This is a genomic window from Pseudoalteromonas sp. CNAT2-18.1 (genome assembly GCF_022347865.1).
GTDB classification, from domain to species: domain Bacteria; phylum Pseudomonadota; class Gammaproteobacteria; order Enterobacterales; family Alteromonadaceae; genus Pseudoalteromonas; species Pseudoalteromonas ruthenica.
On sequence record NZ_JAKRFR010000004.1, the window covers coordinates 356,130 to 371,570 of the forward strand.

Here is a 15,441-nt window from a genome sequence, read left to right on the forward strand (position 1 = left end):
GCGAGGCGATACTCCAACGAAATCAAGTTTGATAATTTTAGTTCCTATCAAGAACATGGTGCGGAAGGAGAGACTTGAACTCTCACATCCGAAGATACTGGAACCTAAATCCAGCGCGTCTACCAATTCCGCCACTTCCGCAATATAATCTGGAGCATTTTGGAACTTAAGCCTAGGCTCATTCCTCAACTTCAGAAAGTTGGCTGGAGTACCAGGATTTGAACCTGGGAATGGCGGGATCAAAACCCGCTGCCTTACCGCTTGGCGATACTCCAACGAAATCAAATTTGATAATTTCAGTTCCTATCAAGAACATGGTGCGGAAGGAGAGACTTGAACTCTCACATCCGAAGATACTGGAACCTAAATCCAGCGCGTCTACCAATTCCGCCACTTCCGCAATATAACCTGGAGCATTTTGGAACTTAAGCCTAAGCTCATTCCTCAACTTCAGAAAAGTTGGCTGGAGTACCAGGATTTGAACCTGGGAATGGCGGGATCAAAACCCGCTGCCTTACCGCTTGGCGATACTCCAGCTATAGAAAATGATAATTTCAGTTCTTATCGAGAACATGGTGCGGAAGGAGAGACTTGAACTCTCACATCCGAAGATACTGGAACCTAAATCCAGCGCGTCTACCAATTCCGCCACTTCCGCATAAAGTAATTTTCATTTTCTTATTGGTAGAAAGAAAATGGTGGCTACGCCCTGATTTGAACAGGGGACCCCATCATTATGAGTGATGTGCTCTAACCAACTGAGCTACGTAGCCAACTTTTACTTGTTCATCATCGCTGATGCGGGGCGTATTATGCTGATCTGCCGAAAGCGCGTCAACACCTTTTTAGTAAAAACATAACGAGGATGAATTGTTTGCCTGAAAAACAAGCGAAGCGAATAAAAAACAGCTTCTTTTTCTCACTCACAAACAAAAAAGCCCGCTAATAAAGCGGGCTCATTGAAGCGGTGTTTATTACACGTTGAACAAGAAGTTCATTACATCGCCATCTTTAACAATGTAGTCCTTGCCTTCTTGACGCATTTTTCCAGCTTCTTTTGCGCCATTTTCGCCCTTGTATTCAATATAGTCATCAAACGCGATTGTTTGTGCACGGATAAAGCCTTTTTCGAAATCCGTATGTATTTTTCCTGCTGCTTGTGGCGCTGTTGCACCAACAGGAATCGTCCAAGCACGAACCTCTTTGACGCCCGCAGTGAAGTAAGTTTGCAGCTGTAGCAACTCGTAGCCGCCACGAATCACTCGGTTTAAGCCTGGTTCTTCAAGGCCTAAATCTTCCATAAATTCGTTGCGCTCGTCTTCTTCAAGCTCTGACAGTTCAGCTTCTATGGCTGCACAAACCGGAATAACCACAGCATCTTCATTCGCAGCAATCTCGCGCACGGTTTCCAAATGCGGGTTATTTTCAAAGCCATCTTCGTTGACATTGGCGATGTACATAGTTGGCTTAATGGTTAAGAAGTTCAAGTAATCAATGGCTGCTTTTTCTTCTTTTTCCAAGCGTAGTGAGCGCAGTGTTAAGCCTTCATCTAAATGCGCTTTTACTTTCTCAAGCACACTTATCTCGAATTTTGCGTCTTTGTCGCCGCCTTTGGCTTTCTTTGCTTGACGCAGTAGCGCTTTATCAGCACTGTCCATGTCAGCCAACACAAGCTCAGTGTTGATAACTTCAATATCATCGGCAGGGTCGATTTGCCCGGCAACGTGGACAATATTGTCATTTTCAAAGCAGCGCACAACATGACCAATCGCATCGGTTTCGCGAATATTGGCGAGGAATTGGTTCCCAAGACCTTCACCTTTCGAAGCGCCTTTTACCAAACCAGCGATATCAACGAACTCCATAGTCGTAGGTAGAACACGTTGTGGGTTAACAATCTCTGCAAGCTGATTTAAGCGTGCGTCGGGTACTGGAACAACGCCTGTATTTGGCTCGATAGTACAAAAGGGGAAGTTTTGCGCTTCAATACCAGCTTTGGTAAGCGCGTTGAAAAGGGTTGATTTACCAACATTAGGCAAGCCAACAATACCACATTTAAAACCCATATTATGTATACCTGTTTGTGTTCAAGCCACGCGTCATTATGGCTTAAATGAGTGGAGTCTGTTTTGTGCTTTAAGCACACCGTCTTTCGCCAAAATATCCATGCAGCGCACAGCCTCATCAACTGCGGCGTCGATCTTTTCCTGATCAGCTTGAGGCGCCTTACCTAACACCCAACCGGTCACTTTATCACGGTGACCTGGGTGGCCAATACCTATACGCAAACGCATAAATTCTTTGTTGTTAGCCATTTTCGCAATGATATCTTTTAGTCCGTTGTGACCGCCGTGTCCACCGCCTTTTTTTAACTTAGCGATGCCCGGTTCTAAATCCATCTCGTCATGAGCAACAAGAATATGCTCAACGGGGATTTTGTAAAAGTTAGCTAAACTGGCCACAGATTTACCACTGAGATTCATATAAGTGGTTGGAATCAGAAGCTTAAATTCGCTGTCACCGATAATAACTTTGCCGGTTAAGCCGTGATGTTTTGCGTCAGGTTTTAGAGTGCAGTTATAGCGTGCGGCCAGTTCTTCGATAAACCAGGCCCCTGCATTATGGCGGGTCTTTTGATATTCGGGGCCTGGATTAGCCAGGCCCACTAGCATTTGAATAGTATTCAAGGTGCTAACACCTTAAACCTTATTCTGCGTCGCTATCAGACGCTTCTTCTGAGTCTTCAGCTGGAGCAGCTTTGTTAGCGTTGACAGTTACAACCGCTTGGTCGTGGTCAGCGCCTTTAGCTAGTTCTACTGAAACAACACCTGCTGGTAGTTTGATCTCAGATAGGTGTAGTGAATCACCAGGAACTAGGTCAGCTACGCTTACTTCGATGAACTCAGGTAACGCTTTAGGTAGACACGTGATTTCGATTTCAGTTAGTTGGTGAACAGCAGTTGCACCTTTTTTGCTAACTTCTTCATCACCGATGAAGTGAATTGGCACGTTAGTGTGGATCTTAGAATTCGGGTCAACACGTTGGAAGTCTAAGTGTGTGATCTTAGGCTTGAACGGGTGACGGTGAATGTCTTTAAGAATCGCTTCAACAGACTCACCACCGATGTTCAGGGTAAGAATGTGCGTGTAGAAACCTTCGTGGTCTTGTGCTTGGTTCACTTTGTTGTGGTCAAGCGTTAGTGATACAGCGTCTTTGCCTGCACCGTAAAGGATCGCAGGAACTTTGTCTGCACGACGTAGGCGGCGGCTCGCACCAGTACCTAGCTCTGTACGTACTTCTGCATCAAATGTGTAAAAATCGTTAGACATGATGTCTCCAAATTATCAAATTAATATAGTGTAAGACCTTCGCGACCAAAGGCCTTAACCCAATTGGCAAGCGATGTAACACCACAGCCAATTAAAAAAGGCGCGCTATAGTACCACCGGCCTTGGTTAAAATAAACAGCAGAATAAAAAAAACACCGCCTCGGCGGTGTTTTCTATTTGAGCTCATCGGCGAAGCAGCTTTAGTGCTCAAACATCGCCGAAATAGATTCTTCGTTGCTAATACGACGGATGGTCTCGGCCATCATATCAGCCAAGGTTAATACCTTGATATTGTCCAAGGCTTTAAGCTCATCTGACAACGGAATTGAGTCGGTGACAATGACTTCGTCAATTACTGAATTACGCAGGTTTTCAGCTGCATTACCGGATAATACTGGGTGCGTGGCATAAGCAAACACGCGTTTAGCACCATGTTCTTTTAATGCTTCAGCAGCTTTACAGAGTGTGCCGCCAGTATCAATCATGTCATCAACAATAATACAGTCACGACCTTTGACATCACCAATGATGTGCATAACCTGAGAGACATTGGCTTGAGGACGACGCTTATCAATAATAGCGAGGTCTTTGTCATCAAGTAACTTCGCAATAGCACGGGCGCGAACTACGCCACCAATGTCAGGTGAGACAACGACGACGTCGTCAAAATCACGCTGAGCCATGTCTTCGATAAGTACAGGGCTGCCAAATACGTTGTCCACCGGCACATCGAAAAAGCCTTGGATTTGCTCGGCGTGGAGGTCTACCGTTAGCACACGGTCGACGCCAACACTTGATAAGAAATCAGCAACAACTTTGGCAGTGATTGGCACACGAGCAGAACGCACACGGCGATCTTGACGGGCATAACCGAAGTACGGCAGTACAGCGGTGATACGCCCAGCTGAAGCGCGGCGCAGCGCATCAACCATGACGATTAATTCCATCAGGTTGTCGTTGGTCGGCGCACAGGTAGACTGGATAATAAAAACGTCCGAGCCACGGACGTTTTCATTAATAGATACACTGATTTCACCGTCGCTAAAACGACCAACTTCGGCATCGCCTAGTTCGATATATAAACGTTTTGCAACTTTTTGAGCTAGGTCAGGCGTTGCATTACCAGCGAAGAGCTTCATGTCTGGCACGGTAGGGTTCCTCGGGCACTGAAATTTTGGACTAACATGCAAGTGAATTTGCAGGCTAACTTAAACACTTTACTTCTACATTAGTTTAAACCAAGCGCTGTATGAGCAGGAGATTGATTTAAACTTTTGGCAACAAAGCCTTGCCACTCGGTGGGCAGCTTTTCTAGAACGTCTAACGCTGCGCGTTCGCTATCGAACGCGGCGAAACAACACGCCCCAGTGCCAGTCATTCTCGACGGGGCGTATTTTAGCAACCACTGCAGTGTTTTTTCAACCTCGCTGTAGAGCTTTTTGACCAGTGCTTCACAGTCATTTCTATGCTCTGCATGCTGCCATTGCTGTGGTAGGGGGGCGCTATCTCGAGGTAAATCAGGGTGGCCAAATACCGCTGCGGTGCTTATATGCACTTGTGGATGTACTACCAAATACCAGTGTTGTGGTACATCAACCGCTTGTAATTGTTCACCAACCCCTCGCGCTAGGGCACTGCGCCCGCCTATAAACACGGGCACATCGGCACCGAGTTGAATGCCTAATTCTGCTAGCTCATCCAGGCTCAGCTTGTTGCCCCACAGTGAATTAAGAGCAAGTAGGGTTGTTGCCGCATCCGATGAACCACCGCCGACGCCGCCGCCCATAGGCAATCGCTTGTCGATATCAATATTCACTCCGCACACTTCGAGACCACGCTGCTGATAGGCTTGGCGCAAAAGTTCGCCAGCGCGGAAAATAAGGTTATCCTCGTTGGCTACACCACTGATGGGCGCTAATTCAATGCGTGAGTCTTGGCGTGGTTGAAAGTGCAACTCATCGCCGTGGTCAAGAAAAGTGAAAAGGGTTTCCAATTCATGATAGCCGTCATCTCGGCGTCCCGTTATATGCAAAAACAAATTAAGTTTAGCCGGTGCTATCACGCTAAGTGCACATGAGTTCATTGCAGTTGCCATTCATTAATTAATAACTTAACGCGCAGAGTATCGTGGCTCAGGGTGATACGCGTTGGTAGCCAAACGCCCTGAATAGCCTCGTAATTTTGGTAACGAATCTGCCACTGACGATTATCCGGGCTCAGCCAGCTGGCGCTGCGTACGCGTTGTTGTTGATCAAACTTAGCTGACTCGGCGTCGTAGGCCGCTAACAGCCATTGTTCTGGGGTATCTAAAGGTAACAGCCAACCGCTTAAACGATACACTAAGCTCTGTGCGTTATGTCCTTGATATTGTTCGCCATCGATATCCAGCTCAACGATATAGGGGTGGCGTTTTAAGCGCAAAACGTTGGTGCCGATAAAGGTGTTTAAATCGAGGCTGTATTCATCGCCTTGTTGTTGCCAAACAAAATTAGCTGATTGCCGCTTCTGTGGTGAAATAAACGCCATTTTACCTTCACTGCGAAAGTGTTTTATTTGCTTGAGGGAGGTGCGCCAAGTGTCGCTAGGTGGTGTGGATTCCGGGATTGTTTGTACACAGCCTGTGAGAAACAAAAAAAACACCAGCAAAATCAATCGAAAGTTAATCAAATGTCTTTCCCGCCTTTCCTTATTCGCTTGATTTTCGTAAAATTATTCGCTTGAAGCAGGTTCAGACCAATGTTATTGCAAGCGATTTTCATTTAGCGTCGACGAATTCGTTTACTGCCATCGATAAAATCCGTTTGGCAGAAGCTATCCATCTATGCGCTAATTTAAAGAATGAGTAAGTATTTAATAAAATTGGTTGTTAAGCAATAGTTGTCCACCATGACCATAGTCGCACTGGGTATTAATCACAAAACAGCATCGGTTGATTTGCGCGAGAGAGTAGCCTTCTCTCCTGAACAACTTGACCGTGCACTACAGCAACTCACAATGCAAGATGAGTTTGCCGAGTCCGTGATCGTCTCGACCTGCAATCGCACTGAAATATATTGTTCACTTGAGAGCGGTACTCCGGAGCAAGTGTTGCAGTGGCTCGCGCAGTTTCACCAACTTGATAGCAAAGAACTGGCGGAAAACGTGTACAGCTTTGATCACAGCCAAGCTATCTATCATTTGATGAAGGTGGCCTGCGGTCTTGATTCATTAGTACTGGGTGAGCCGCAAATTCTTGGGCAAATAAAACAAGCGTACGCCAGCGCTAAAAAGAATGGCGGCGTTGGGGTCTTATTCGAGCGCTTATTTCAAAAAACGTTCTCTGTCGCGAAACAGGTGCGTACCGAGACGAATATTGGTGCCAGTGCGGTGTCGGTGGCCTACGCTGCAGTGAATTTAGCCAAACATATTTATGGCAAGCTGGATAACACTCGTGTGCTACTCATTGGCGCTGGTGAAACCATTGAGCTGGTTGCCAGACATATTCATCAGCACTCCCCCCAATCAATGACTGTTGCCAACCGTACCATTGACCGTGCCCGAAATTTAGCCGACGAGTTCGCCGCTGGCGTGATATCCTTAGCGCAGTTGCCGGAACAATTACCACAGGCCGATATTGTCATCAGCTCAACGGCCAGTACGCTGCCCATTATCGGTAAAGGGGTGATTGAGCAGGCGCTTAAAAAGCGTAAAAACAAACCTATGCTGTTGATTGATATCGCTGTTCCACGGGATATCGAAAGCCAAGTAGCGGAGCTGGATAACGCCTATTTATATTCAGTGGATGACTTGCAAGCGATCGTCAGCGAAAATATGGCAACGCGAGAGCAAGCAGCAAAAGAAGCCGAGCAGATTATCACTGCGCGAGTCAGTGAGTTTGATAATTGGCTAAAGTCTCTCGATTCAGTGGGACTCATCCGCGATTATCGTAATGATGTGACGCAAACGAAAGAACAACTCCTTGAGCGAGCAATGGCTCAGCTAGCCAGTGGCAAAGAGCCAGAGAAAATCATGGTTGAGCTCGCGAATAAACTCACTAATCGACTGATGCATGCGCCTACTAAGGCGATTAAAGATGCGGCCGAGAAAGGCGAAGTGGGGCAGCTGGCACAAATGCAAAAAATGTTAGGAATTAATCAGGAATAACAAACACATGAAAGAGTCGGTATACCGCAAGTTAGAAACCTTAGTGGAGCGTTATGAAGAAGTTCAAGCGCTACTGAGTGATCCCGAAGTGATAGGTGATCAAGATAGGTTTCGTGCTTTGTCCAAAGAATATGCAGAATTAGAAGAAGTGGCTAAAGCCTTTACCGCCTATCAGCAAGCACAAGAAGATGTGAGCACAGCACAAGAAATGCTCAAAGATTCCGATCCTGATATGCGTGAAATGGCGCAAGAAGAATACAAAGAAGCAAAAGCTCAAGTGGAGAGCTTAGAAGAGCAATTGCAAGTATTGATGTTGCCTCGCGACCCTCGTGATAACAACAATGTGTTCTTAGAAGTGCGGGCCGGTACGGGCGGTGATGAAGCGGCTATTTTCGCAGGCGATCTATTCCGTATGTACAGCCGCTATGCAGAAACTCAGAAGTGGCAAGTAGAGCTAGTCAGCGCTAACGAAGGTGAACACGGCGGTTATAAAGAGGTGATTGCCAATATCAAAGGCGACGGCGTATACGGTAAGCTAAAGTTTGAATCCGGTGCGCACCGAGTGCAGCGTGTGCCGGAGACAGAATCGCAAGGGCGTGTTCATACCTCTGCATGTACGGTCGCGGTTATGCCTGAGATCCCAGAAGCCGAAGCCATCGAAATTAATACCGCAGATATTAAAGTAGATACCTTCCGTGCCTCAGGTGCCGGTGGACAGCACGTTAACAAAACCGACTCTGCTATTCGTATTACCCACATTCCCACAGGCGTTGTGGTTGAGTGTCAGGATGAACGTTCACAACATAAAAACCGCGCTAAAGCAATGTCGGTTCTTGCTGCTCGCTTAGAGCAAGCGGAAACAGAAAAACGTCAGGCAGAAGAGGCCAGCCAGCGTCGTAATTTGGTGGGCAGTGGCGACCGCTCAGAGCGTATTCGTACCTACAATTACCCACAAGGGCGTATTACTGACCACCGTATTAACCTTACCCTGTATCGTTTGAATGAGGTGGTTGCCGGTGATTTAGGCGCTGTGATTGACCCATTATTGATAGAACACCAAGCCGATTTGCTTGCTGCAATGGGTGACGATTAATTGTCGGATTCGACTATTGATGCCGTGCTGCGTAATGCAGCAACGGCGCTCGCAGACAGCAGTGAATCACCACGCCTAGATGCACAAGTATTATTATTACACGTGCTGCGTAAACCACGCTCCTACCTATTTGCTTGGGGCGATAAGGCCCTCGAAGAGCGTCAACTGCGTGAGTTTGAAAAGCTATTAAGTCAGCGTTTGCAGGGGGTGCCAGTTGCCCATTTAACGGGCACCCGCGAGTTTTGGTCCTTACCATTGGCCGTCAACAGTAGCACCTTAATACCGAGACCCGATACCGAGACGCTTGTTGAACAGGCGTTGGCGCTCGACTTACCTGAGAATGCGCAGGTTTTAGACCTCGGTACAGGCACAGGGGCAATAGCTTTGGCGCTGGCTAGTGAACGTCAGCAATGGCAGGTACAAGGGGTTGATGCCAGTACCGATGCCGTTACCTTAGCGATGCACAACCAACAGTCCCTCGGTATTGCAAACGTGCGCATCTACCAGAGCGATTGGTTCAGTGCTATTGCCACTCAGCGCTTTGACCTTATTGTTAGTAACCCGCCCTATATCGATGAGAGCGACCCTCACCTGAGTGTTGGAGATGTGCGCTATGAACCTCTCAGCGCCTTGGTTGCCAGAGACAATGGCTTAGCCGATATTGACCATATCATTGCCCAAGCACGCGCTTATTTGCACCCAGGTGCAACGCTGATGTTAGAGCATGGCTTCGAGCAAGGGCAGGCTGTACGGCAACTGTTGACTAATTACGGGTACGTTAATGCGCGGACAGTGGTCGATTTAGGTCAAAATGAGCGCATCACCTTGGCTGAATACACAACTTAGGCCTATGCTTAGGGAGTGACATTGGTCGTTGATTTTTAAAAGGAACTAACATGTCCGAAGACTTTTTATTCAGTGATGAGGAAATTGAAGAAGTCGAGCAAGATAGCCTTGGAACTTGGAAAATCCTTATTGTTGATGATGAACCAGAAGTCCATGCTGTGACGAAACTCGCGCTTAGTGATTTCGAGTTCCAAGAAAAACGGCTGGAGTTTATCAGTGCCTACTCAGGCAGCGAAGCGAAGCAGCTAATTAATCAGCACCCAGATGCAGCCATTGTGCTACTCGATGTGGTTATGGAAACCGATGATGCCGGCTTGAAGGTTGCAGAGTACATCCGCCATGAAGCCAAAAACCATCATGTGCGTATTATTCTCAGAACAGGTCAGCCTGGCCAGGCGCCAGAGCGCCAAGTAATCGTTAATTACGATATCAACGATTACAAGTCGAAAACTGAACTGACAGCGCAAAAGCTGTTCACCGTAGTGATGTCCAGCCTGCGCTCGTATCGTGACATTTTAGCCATCGAGCAATCGCGCCAGGGACTGGAAAAAATTATCACTGCTTCGCGAGATATATTTGCTTCACACTCCATGGAAACCTTTATTCACGGAGTCATTCAGCAGCTCACTTCCTTACTCGGCTCAGTTGATAAGGCCATGTATGCGACCTCTTTAGTTGCCAGCAGTGAGCAAAAGGACGCGAAAAACTTAGTGGTTTTTGCCGGTCAGGGGGAGTTTGAACAAAGTGAGGGTAAATCTCTAGATCAAGTCCTCAGTGCAGAGCAGTTTAGCGCCTGTACACAAGCGCTCAATGAAAAAACCATTATTTATAAAGACGATTATCTGTTTGCCCATTGCTCTAGCCAATACAATAACAGCGCCTTGCTTTATATCTCCGGAGTGCCTAAAAACCTGACTACCACGCAACGACACTTAATTGAAATCTTTGCTCAGAACGTGCAAATTGCGTATGAAAATGTACAGCTGCAATCGGAAATAGAAGACACTCAGCAGGAGCTGGTGTGGCGCTTAAGCGAGGCGTTAGAGCAGCGCAGTAACGAGACAGGCAATCACGTTCGCCGGGTGTCGCATATCTGCTATGAGTTGGCGCGGGGCTTGGGGTTGAGTGAGCAAGAGTGTGAACTGGTGCGCAGTGCGTCTCCTCTGCATGATGTCGGCAAAGTGGGCGTGCCTGACGCTATTTTACACAAGCCAGGGAAGCTCGATGAGAACGAATGGCAGGTGATGAAACAGCATGCGCAAAAAGGTTACACTATTTTAGCTAATTCTAAACGGCCCTTAGTACAAGCAGGAGCCACGATTGCTCAAGAGCATCATGAGTGGTGGGATGGCAGTGGCTATCCACAAGGTAAAAAAGGCCAAGATATTCACGTGTTTGGCCGCATAGTGGCGTTGGCAGATGTCTATGATGCCTTACGTCATCGGCGCAGTTACAAAGAACCTTGGGGTAAAGCCGAAGTCGTGGAAGAAATTCAACGCTTACGCGGGACCCAGTTTGAGCCCAAGCTCGTAGATGTATTTATTGAAAAACTAGACACGCTAGAAACAATTCTAGCGCGCTACCCAGATTAAGGAATGGTATGGATTATATTGCGCTAAAACACACCCATGTGTTGTTTGTAGTCTTGAGTGTGGTGCTTTTTTACACCCGCGCTTTCTCACGTATCGGTGGTGGTAAAATTGCTGCGAATAAAGCAGTATTTATATCCAGCCATATTGTTGACACCTTGCTGCTACTGAGTGCGATTGCGCTGCTTGTGGTGGCCAGTATCAACCCCCTTGCAGTGCCATGGCTATGGCAAAAAATTATTTTAGTGGTCGCTTACATTGTTATCGGTTTTAAGTTGCTAAAAGCGCCTACACAAGGCCAAAAATGGTTATGGTTAGGGGTTAATACTCTCGTGCTTTTAGCGATTGGCTACTTGGCTGGGTCGAAATCTGGCTTCTTTAGCTAACAATTAACCACTAAAAACTGCCGAAATTGGTATATCTTCACGATCCTAGGTAAACTAGCGCTCAGTTTTTTTAGCTCGTGAGATGTACCCTATTCTATGTCTGATGTGTGGTTAGATGACCAATTCGATCTAGAGCACAGCTACAGTGTCAGTGCCATCACTCAGTGTATTCAAGCTGAAGCTCGGTGGCATGCACAAGCTAATGTTGACGATGCCTTTGCTCAACTCAAACAGTTACAACAAGCCGCCAGCGAGGTGTATGCGCGTTACAGCGATAAACACCAAGCGCTTGATGCTATCGTTGATTGTTTTTACAGTGACTGGAGCTTCAGTGGCACGCAACAAGAGATGCCAGAGTATCGCCTAAACAGTGTTTATTTTACCTTGCTATACCGCACAGGTAACAGCCTATCATTGGCGATTGTACTGCAAGCCATTTTAGAACATTGTCGCTTTAACGCCGATATTGCACTGATTGATCAAAGTGTTATGGTGCAGGTATCGTTTAGTGCACAGGAATACTACCTCATAGAACCCGCCTCTGGGCAACAGATATGGCATTTGCAGCCTGAAAACGCGGAAACTGATAATGAGACATTACCTGAGATGGTGTTCGATGAAGAGGCATATAAGCTGTATCTGGCACATCAAAAATGGGCGTTTATCGGTGCTGAGCGTTTTGGCGATGCGCTTGCCTGTGTGGAATTACTGATTGAACTACTCGGTGATGATCCCTATGAGCGGCGCGACAGAGGGTACTTGCTTAACCAAATTGACCGACCAGAACTGGCCAAGGCTGATTTACGTTTTTTTGTCGATGAATGTCCCGACGACCCAGCCATTGAGCTAGTCCGTCATCAAATTGACGAGCTGGATAACAATAACAACACACTCCATTAGGGTAAGGATTTTTTATGGCTCAACCTCATGAGGCACTGATCACCAACGATGCGGTGGTGATGGGTATGCTCGCCGTGATCCTCGGCGTTATATTTAAAACGGCACATAGCCAGCATCGTTTCTGGCAAAAGTTTTATAAGTATGTTCCCGCGCTTTTACTGTGCTATTTTTTACCGTCGTTGCTTAATACTTTTGGCATCGTTGACGGCCACAGTTCCAATGTTTACTACGTTGCTTCGCGGTTTTTGCTACCTGCATGTTTAATATTATTGACCATTAGCATAGATTTAAGAGCGATTATTAATCTCGGCCCTAAGGCGCTGATTATGTTTTTAACCGGCACCGTGGGCATTGTGATTGGCGGGCCTTTAGCTATTTTAGTGATGAGTGCCATCTATCCTGAAGCGGTTGGCGGTCATGGCCCTGATGCCGTATGGCGGGGAATGACGACAATTGCCGGCAGCTGGATTGGTGGCGGAGCTAACCAAGCATCAATGAAAGAGATGTTTGAGGTTGGCGGCGATATTTTCTCGGCAATGGTGACTGTGGATGTGATTGTTGCCAATCTATGGATGGCGGTACTGTTGCTAATGGCCGGTAATCACAAAGCCATAGATGCGAAAACGGGTGCCGACACCACTGCCATTGAGGATTTGAAAAAGCGGGTCGAAGCTTACCATGCTGAGCATGCGCGTATGCCCACACTGAATGACTACATGACCATTATCGCCATCGCGTTTGGTATTACCGGTTTTGCTCATTTTTGCGGTGATCTGTTAGCCCCGTACTTTGACCAATTTGCATGGGCTCAGGAATACAGCCTAAATAGTAAGTTTTTCTGGCTCATCGTTATTTCGACTACCATAGGCATTAGTTTGTCTTTTACTCGGGTACGCCATATTGAGGCTTTTGGAGCGTCAAAGGTGGCCTCAAGCTTCCTCTATATTTTGGTTGCATCCATCGGCTTACACATGAATATTACCGCCATTTTAGACAGCCCGTTGTATTTCGTAGTGGGTGCTATTTGGATGCTTACCCATGCCAGCTTGATGCTGATTGTCGCCAAACTGATCAAAGCGCCGTTGTTCTACATGGCGGTGGGTTCGCAAGCCAATGTCGGTGGCGCCGCATCAGCGCCGGTGGTGGCATCAGCCTTTCACCCCTCCTTGGCTCCTGTGGGCGTACTACTGGCGGTGTTAGGTTACGGTGTGGGTACTTACATGGCTTATATTTGTGGCTTGATTATGCAATCAGTCGCCCCTTAAGGAAATGACAATGACGATTGAAAAGTTAACTATCGGTGCCATTGAGTTGGCAAACAAAAACCCCTTTGTGCTGTTTGGTGGTATGAACGTACTCGAATCTCGCGATTTGGCGATGCGTATCGCAGAGCACTATGTGGAGGTCACGAATAAACTCAATATTCCTTATGTATTTAAGGCCTCTTTTGACAAAGCAAATCGGTCGTCTATTTCCTCATATCGTGGTCCGGGTATGGAAGAAGGGCTGAGGATTTTTGAAGAGATTAAGCGTACTTTTGATATTCCATTGATTACCGATGTGCATGAACCCTATCAGGCTGCCCCTGTTGCTGAGGTCGTGGATGTTATTCAGCTCCCGGCATTTTTAGCACGGCAGACGGATTTGGTAACGGCCATGGCGAAAACTGGCAACGTAGTAAACGTCAAAAAGCCACAGTTTTTAGCCCCTCATGAGATGCGCCATATCATCAATAAGTTTGCCGAAGCGGGTAACGAGCAAGTGGCTTTGTGTGAGCGAGGAACTAGTTTCGGCTATAACAACTTAGTGGTTGATATGCTCGGCATGGATGATATGAAAGCCATGGCACCGGTTATTTTTGATGCCACTCATGCGCTACAACGCCCGGGTGGACGCAGTGACAGTGCCGACGGTCGCCGTGCTCAAGCGGCTGAATTGGCGCGCAGTGGTATGGCTCTTGGCATTGCTGGACTATTCATTGAAGCTCACCCAAATCCTAACGAAGCTAAATGTGATGGCCCATGTGCACTGCCACTGGCGAAACTGGAAGGGTACCTGACACAAATGAAAGCCATTGATGATTTGGTAAAGAGCTTCCCGGCGCTTGATACCAGTGCCAGCGATTTAGGCTAATATCTTAATTTGTATCGCGCTTTTCAGAGCCAGCGTGTTGCGCTGGCTTTTTTGTTAATAAGTGTTTTTCATATACTTGAGCAAAATTGTCGAAGTATTCACTTAACCAACTACTTTGGTGTTGCCGGTACGACTCACTGGGTAAAATATGGTCGCGGATAATAGGGTTAATACGGTTGATAAAGGTCGTAGCAAAGTCATTATCAGCGCGCTTGGCACAGCCGATGGCACCAAACACGAGGCTTTCTTGGTTATTGGCTATGGGTAAAGTGACAAGCTGAGCGTCATGATGACGGTTGTAGTAAGTGGCGATAAAGGGGTAGTCGATGCCGAAGTCGATGCGTTCGTTGACTAACATATCGCCTAACACCGAGGCCTGATCGGCACCACGGTAATTAAGCGTTACCGCTTGATTATTTTGTACTCGCGATTTGATTTGCTCAATCCATGGGCTGTATTTCCGTCCGGCACCTTGTCCATAGCGCAAACCTTTATCGTTTAAGAGCGAATAAAGGCGCACGGGGCTGCCATGTTTTTCGGTTATAGAGCGCTGTTTCTGTGCTGTGGTGACGATACCCATTGGCGGATAAACGCTGGTGCGCGTAGAGAATGTCACTAAAGGATGATTGTCGCGTTTGATTAGGCAGGGCACACATACATTTTTGCCTAGTTCAAAATACCCCTTCAAGCGCATTTGCGGTAAATGAATGGAGTCATGTTTTAAATCCGGAGTCCGGGCGATAATCTCATCAACGATATCATCGCAAATGCCTGAATCAGAGCTGCTGGCGGGCATGGAAAATGGTGGCGCATTAATGCGTAACCAAGTCACATCGTAGTCATTGGCAAAAGCTGGAAAAGCAACACTTAGTAGCAAATATAGAAACTTCATAAAAGCAGATTATGACGTTTTTACTTATTAGTCTAGAGGGAGACGTTCTGTTGCTTTACCGAGCAGTGATTTTGGGCCGTGTTCTTAATCTGTCTTTTATCAAGTTTATTGTCTGCACCTAATCTAATG

General features: G+C 46.9%; 15 protein-coding genes and 6 tRNA genes. 8 read left to right on the forward strand and 13 right to left on the reverse strand.

Annotated features, from left to right (window positions below; translation table 11 throughout):
* Window positions 1-56: 56 nt before the first annotated feature.
* The 12 genes from MHM94_RS10970 to lolB form a co-directional block, all read right to left on the reverse strand.
* A tRNA-Leu gene (locus MHM94_RS10970) sits at window positions 57-141 on the reverse strand.
* A gap of 59 nt (window positions 142-200) precedes the next feature.
* Window positions 201-275, reverse strand: a tRNA-Gln gene (locus MHM94_RS10975).
* Between the two features lie 40 nt (window positions 276-315).
* Window positions 316-400, reverse strand: a tRNA-Leu gene (locus MHM94_RS10980).
* 60 nt (window positions 401-460) lie between these two features.
* Window positions 461-535 (reverse strand) — tRNA-Gln (locus tag MHM94_RS10985).
* A gap of 38 nt (window positions 536-573) precedes the next feature.
* Window positions 574-658 (reverse strand) — tRNA-Leu (locus MHM94_RS10990).
* A 38-nt stretch (window positions 659-696) separates the two neighbouring features.
* Window positions 697-773: transfer RNA gene (locus tag MHM94_RS10995), tRNA-Met, on the reverse strand.
* Window positions 774-974: 201 nt separating this feature from the next.
* On the reverse strand, window positions 975-2,066 hold the full coding sequence (gene ychF / locus MHM94_RS11000; protein ID WP_022944682.1) for a redox-regulated ATPase YchF: 1,092 nt from the start codon (window positions 2,064-2,066) through the stop codon (window positions 975-977).
* Between the two features lie 36 nt (window positions 2,067-2,102).
* Window positions 2,103-2,687, reverse strand: coding sequence for an aminoacyl-tRNA hydrolase (gene pth, locus MHM94_RS11005; protein ID WP_022944683.1), 585 nt, complete (start codon window positions 2,685-2,687; stop codon window positions 2,103-2,105).
* A 19-nt stretch (window positions 2,688-2,706) separates the two neighbouring features.
* Window positions 2,707-3,330: a 50S ribosomal protein L25/general stress protein Ctc gene (locus MHM94_RS11010; protein WP_022944684.1), complete on the reverse strand. Its 624-nt coding sequence runs from the start codon at window positions 3,328-3,330 to the stop codon at window positions 2,707-2,709.
* Between the two features lie 200 nt (window positions 3,331-3,530).
* Window positions 3,531-4,478 carry a ribose-phosphate pyrophosphokinase gene (locus tag MHM94_RS11015; protein ID WP_022944685.1) on the reverse strand — a complete coding sequence of 316 codons (948 nt, stop codon included), beginning with the start codon at window positions 4,476-4,478 and terminating at the stop codon, window positions 3,531-3,533.
* Window positions 4,479-4,558: 80 nt separating this feature from the next.
* Window positions 4,559-5,413: a 4-(cytidine 5'-diphospho)-2-C-methyl-D-erythritol kinase gene (gene ispE / locus MHM94_RS11020; RefSeq protein WP_130146558.1), complete on the reverse strand. Its 855-nt coding sequence runs from the start codon at window positions 5,411-5,413 to the stop codon at window positions 4,559-4,561.
* Window positions 5,410-5,997 carry a lipoprotein insertase outer membrane protein LolB gene (lolB, locus tag MHM94_RS11025; protein ID WP_235419940.1) on the reverse strand — a complete coding sequence of 196 codons (588 nt, stop codon included), beginning with the start codon at window positions 5,995-5,997 and terminating at the stop codon, window positions 5,410-5,412. The genes ispE and lolB overlap by 4 nt, the downstream gene beginning before the upstream one ends.
* A 219-nt stretch (window positions 5,998-6,216) precedes the next feature.
* On the opposite strand from lolB, the gene hemA reads away from it, so the two are divergent.
* The 8 genes from hemA (at window position 6,217) to kdsA (ending at window position 14,420) form a co-directional block, all read left to right on the forward strand.
* Window positions 6,217-7,473, forward strand: coding sequence for a glutamyl-tRNA reductase (gene hemA, locus MHM94_RS11030; protein ID WP_045979735.1), 1,257 nt, complete (start codon window positions 6,217-6,219; stop codon window positions 7,471-7,473).
* A gap of 7 nt (window positions 7,474-7,480) precedes the next feature.
* Window positions 7,481-8,566, forward strand: coding sequence for a peptide chain release factor 1 (gene prfA / locus MHM94_RS11035; protein ID WP_045979734.1), 1,086 nt, complete (start codon window positions 7,481-7,483; stop codon window positions 8,564-8,566).
* Window positions 8,567-9,412: a peptide chain release factor N(5)-glutamine methyltransferase gene (gene prmC, locus MHM94_RS11040; RefSeq protein ID WP_235419941.1), complete on the forward strand. Its 846-nt coding sequence runs from the start codon at window positions 8,567-8,569 to the stop codon at window positions 9,410-9,412.
* 50 nt (window positions 9,413-9,462) lie between these two features.
* Entirely contained in the window at window positions 9,463-11,004 is a 1,542-nt protein-coding gene (locus MHM94_RS11045) for a response regulator (RefSeq protein ID WP_045979732.1), read from the forward strand.
* A gap of 8 nt (window positions 11,005-11,012) precedes the next feature.
* Window positions 11,013-11,387 (forward strand): SirB2 family protein, encoded by a 375-nt coding sequence (locus tag MHM94_RS11050; protein ID WP_022944692.1) that lies wholly within the window; start codon window positions 11,013-11,015, stop codon window positions 11,385-11,387.
* A gap of 96 nt (window positions 11,388-11,483) precedes the next feature.
* A complete protein-coding gene (locus MHM94_RS11055) occupies window positions 11,484-12,287 on the forward strand; it encodes a tetratricopeptide repeat protein (RefSeq protein ID WP_022944693.1) in 804 nt (267 codons plus the stop codon).
* A 14-nt stretch (window positions 12,288-12,301) separates the two neighbouring features.
* On the forward strand, window positions 12,302-13,552 hold the full coding sequence (locus tag MHM94_RS11060) for a DUF819 family protein (RefSeq protein ID WP_022944694.1): 1,251 nt from the start codon (window positions 12,302-12,304) through the stop codon (window positions 13,550-13,552).
* A 10-nt stretch (window positions 13,553-13,562) separates the two neighbouring features.
* Window positions 13,563-14,420 (forward strand): 3-deoxy-8-phosphooctulonate synthase, encoded by an 858-nt coding sequence (gene kdsA / locus MHM94_RS11065; protein ID WP_235419942.1) that lies wholly within the window; start codon window positions 13,563-13,565, stop codon window positions 14,418-14,420.
* 4 nt (window positions 14,421-14,424) lie between these two features.
* Here kdsA and MHM94_RS11070 read toward each other — a convergent pair whose 3' ends face one another.
* Complete coding sequence (locus MHM94_RS11070) at window positions 14,425-15,312, reverse strand: hypothetical protein (protein WP_235419943.1); 888 nt, start codon at window positions 15,310-15,312, stop codon at window positions 14,425-14,427.
* Window positions 15,313-15,441: the final 129 nt, after the last annotated feature.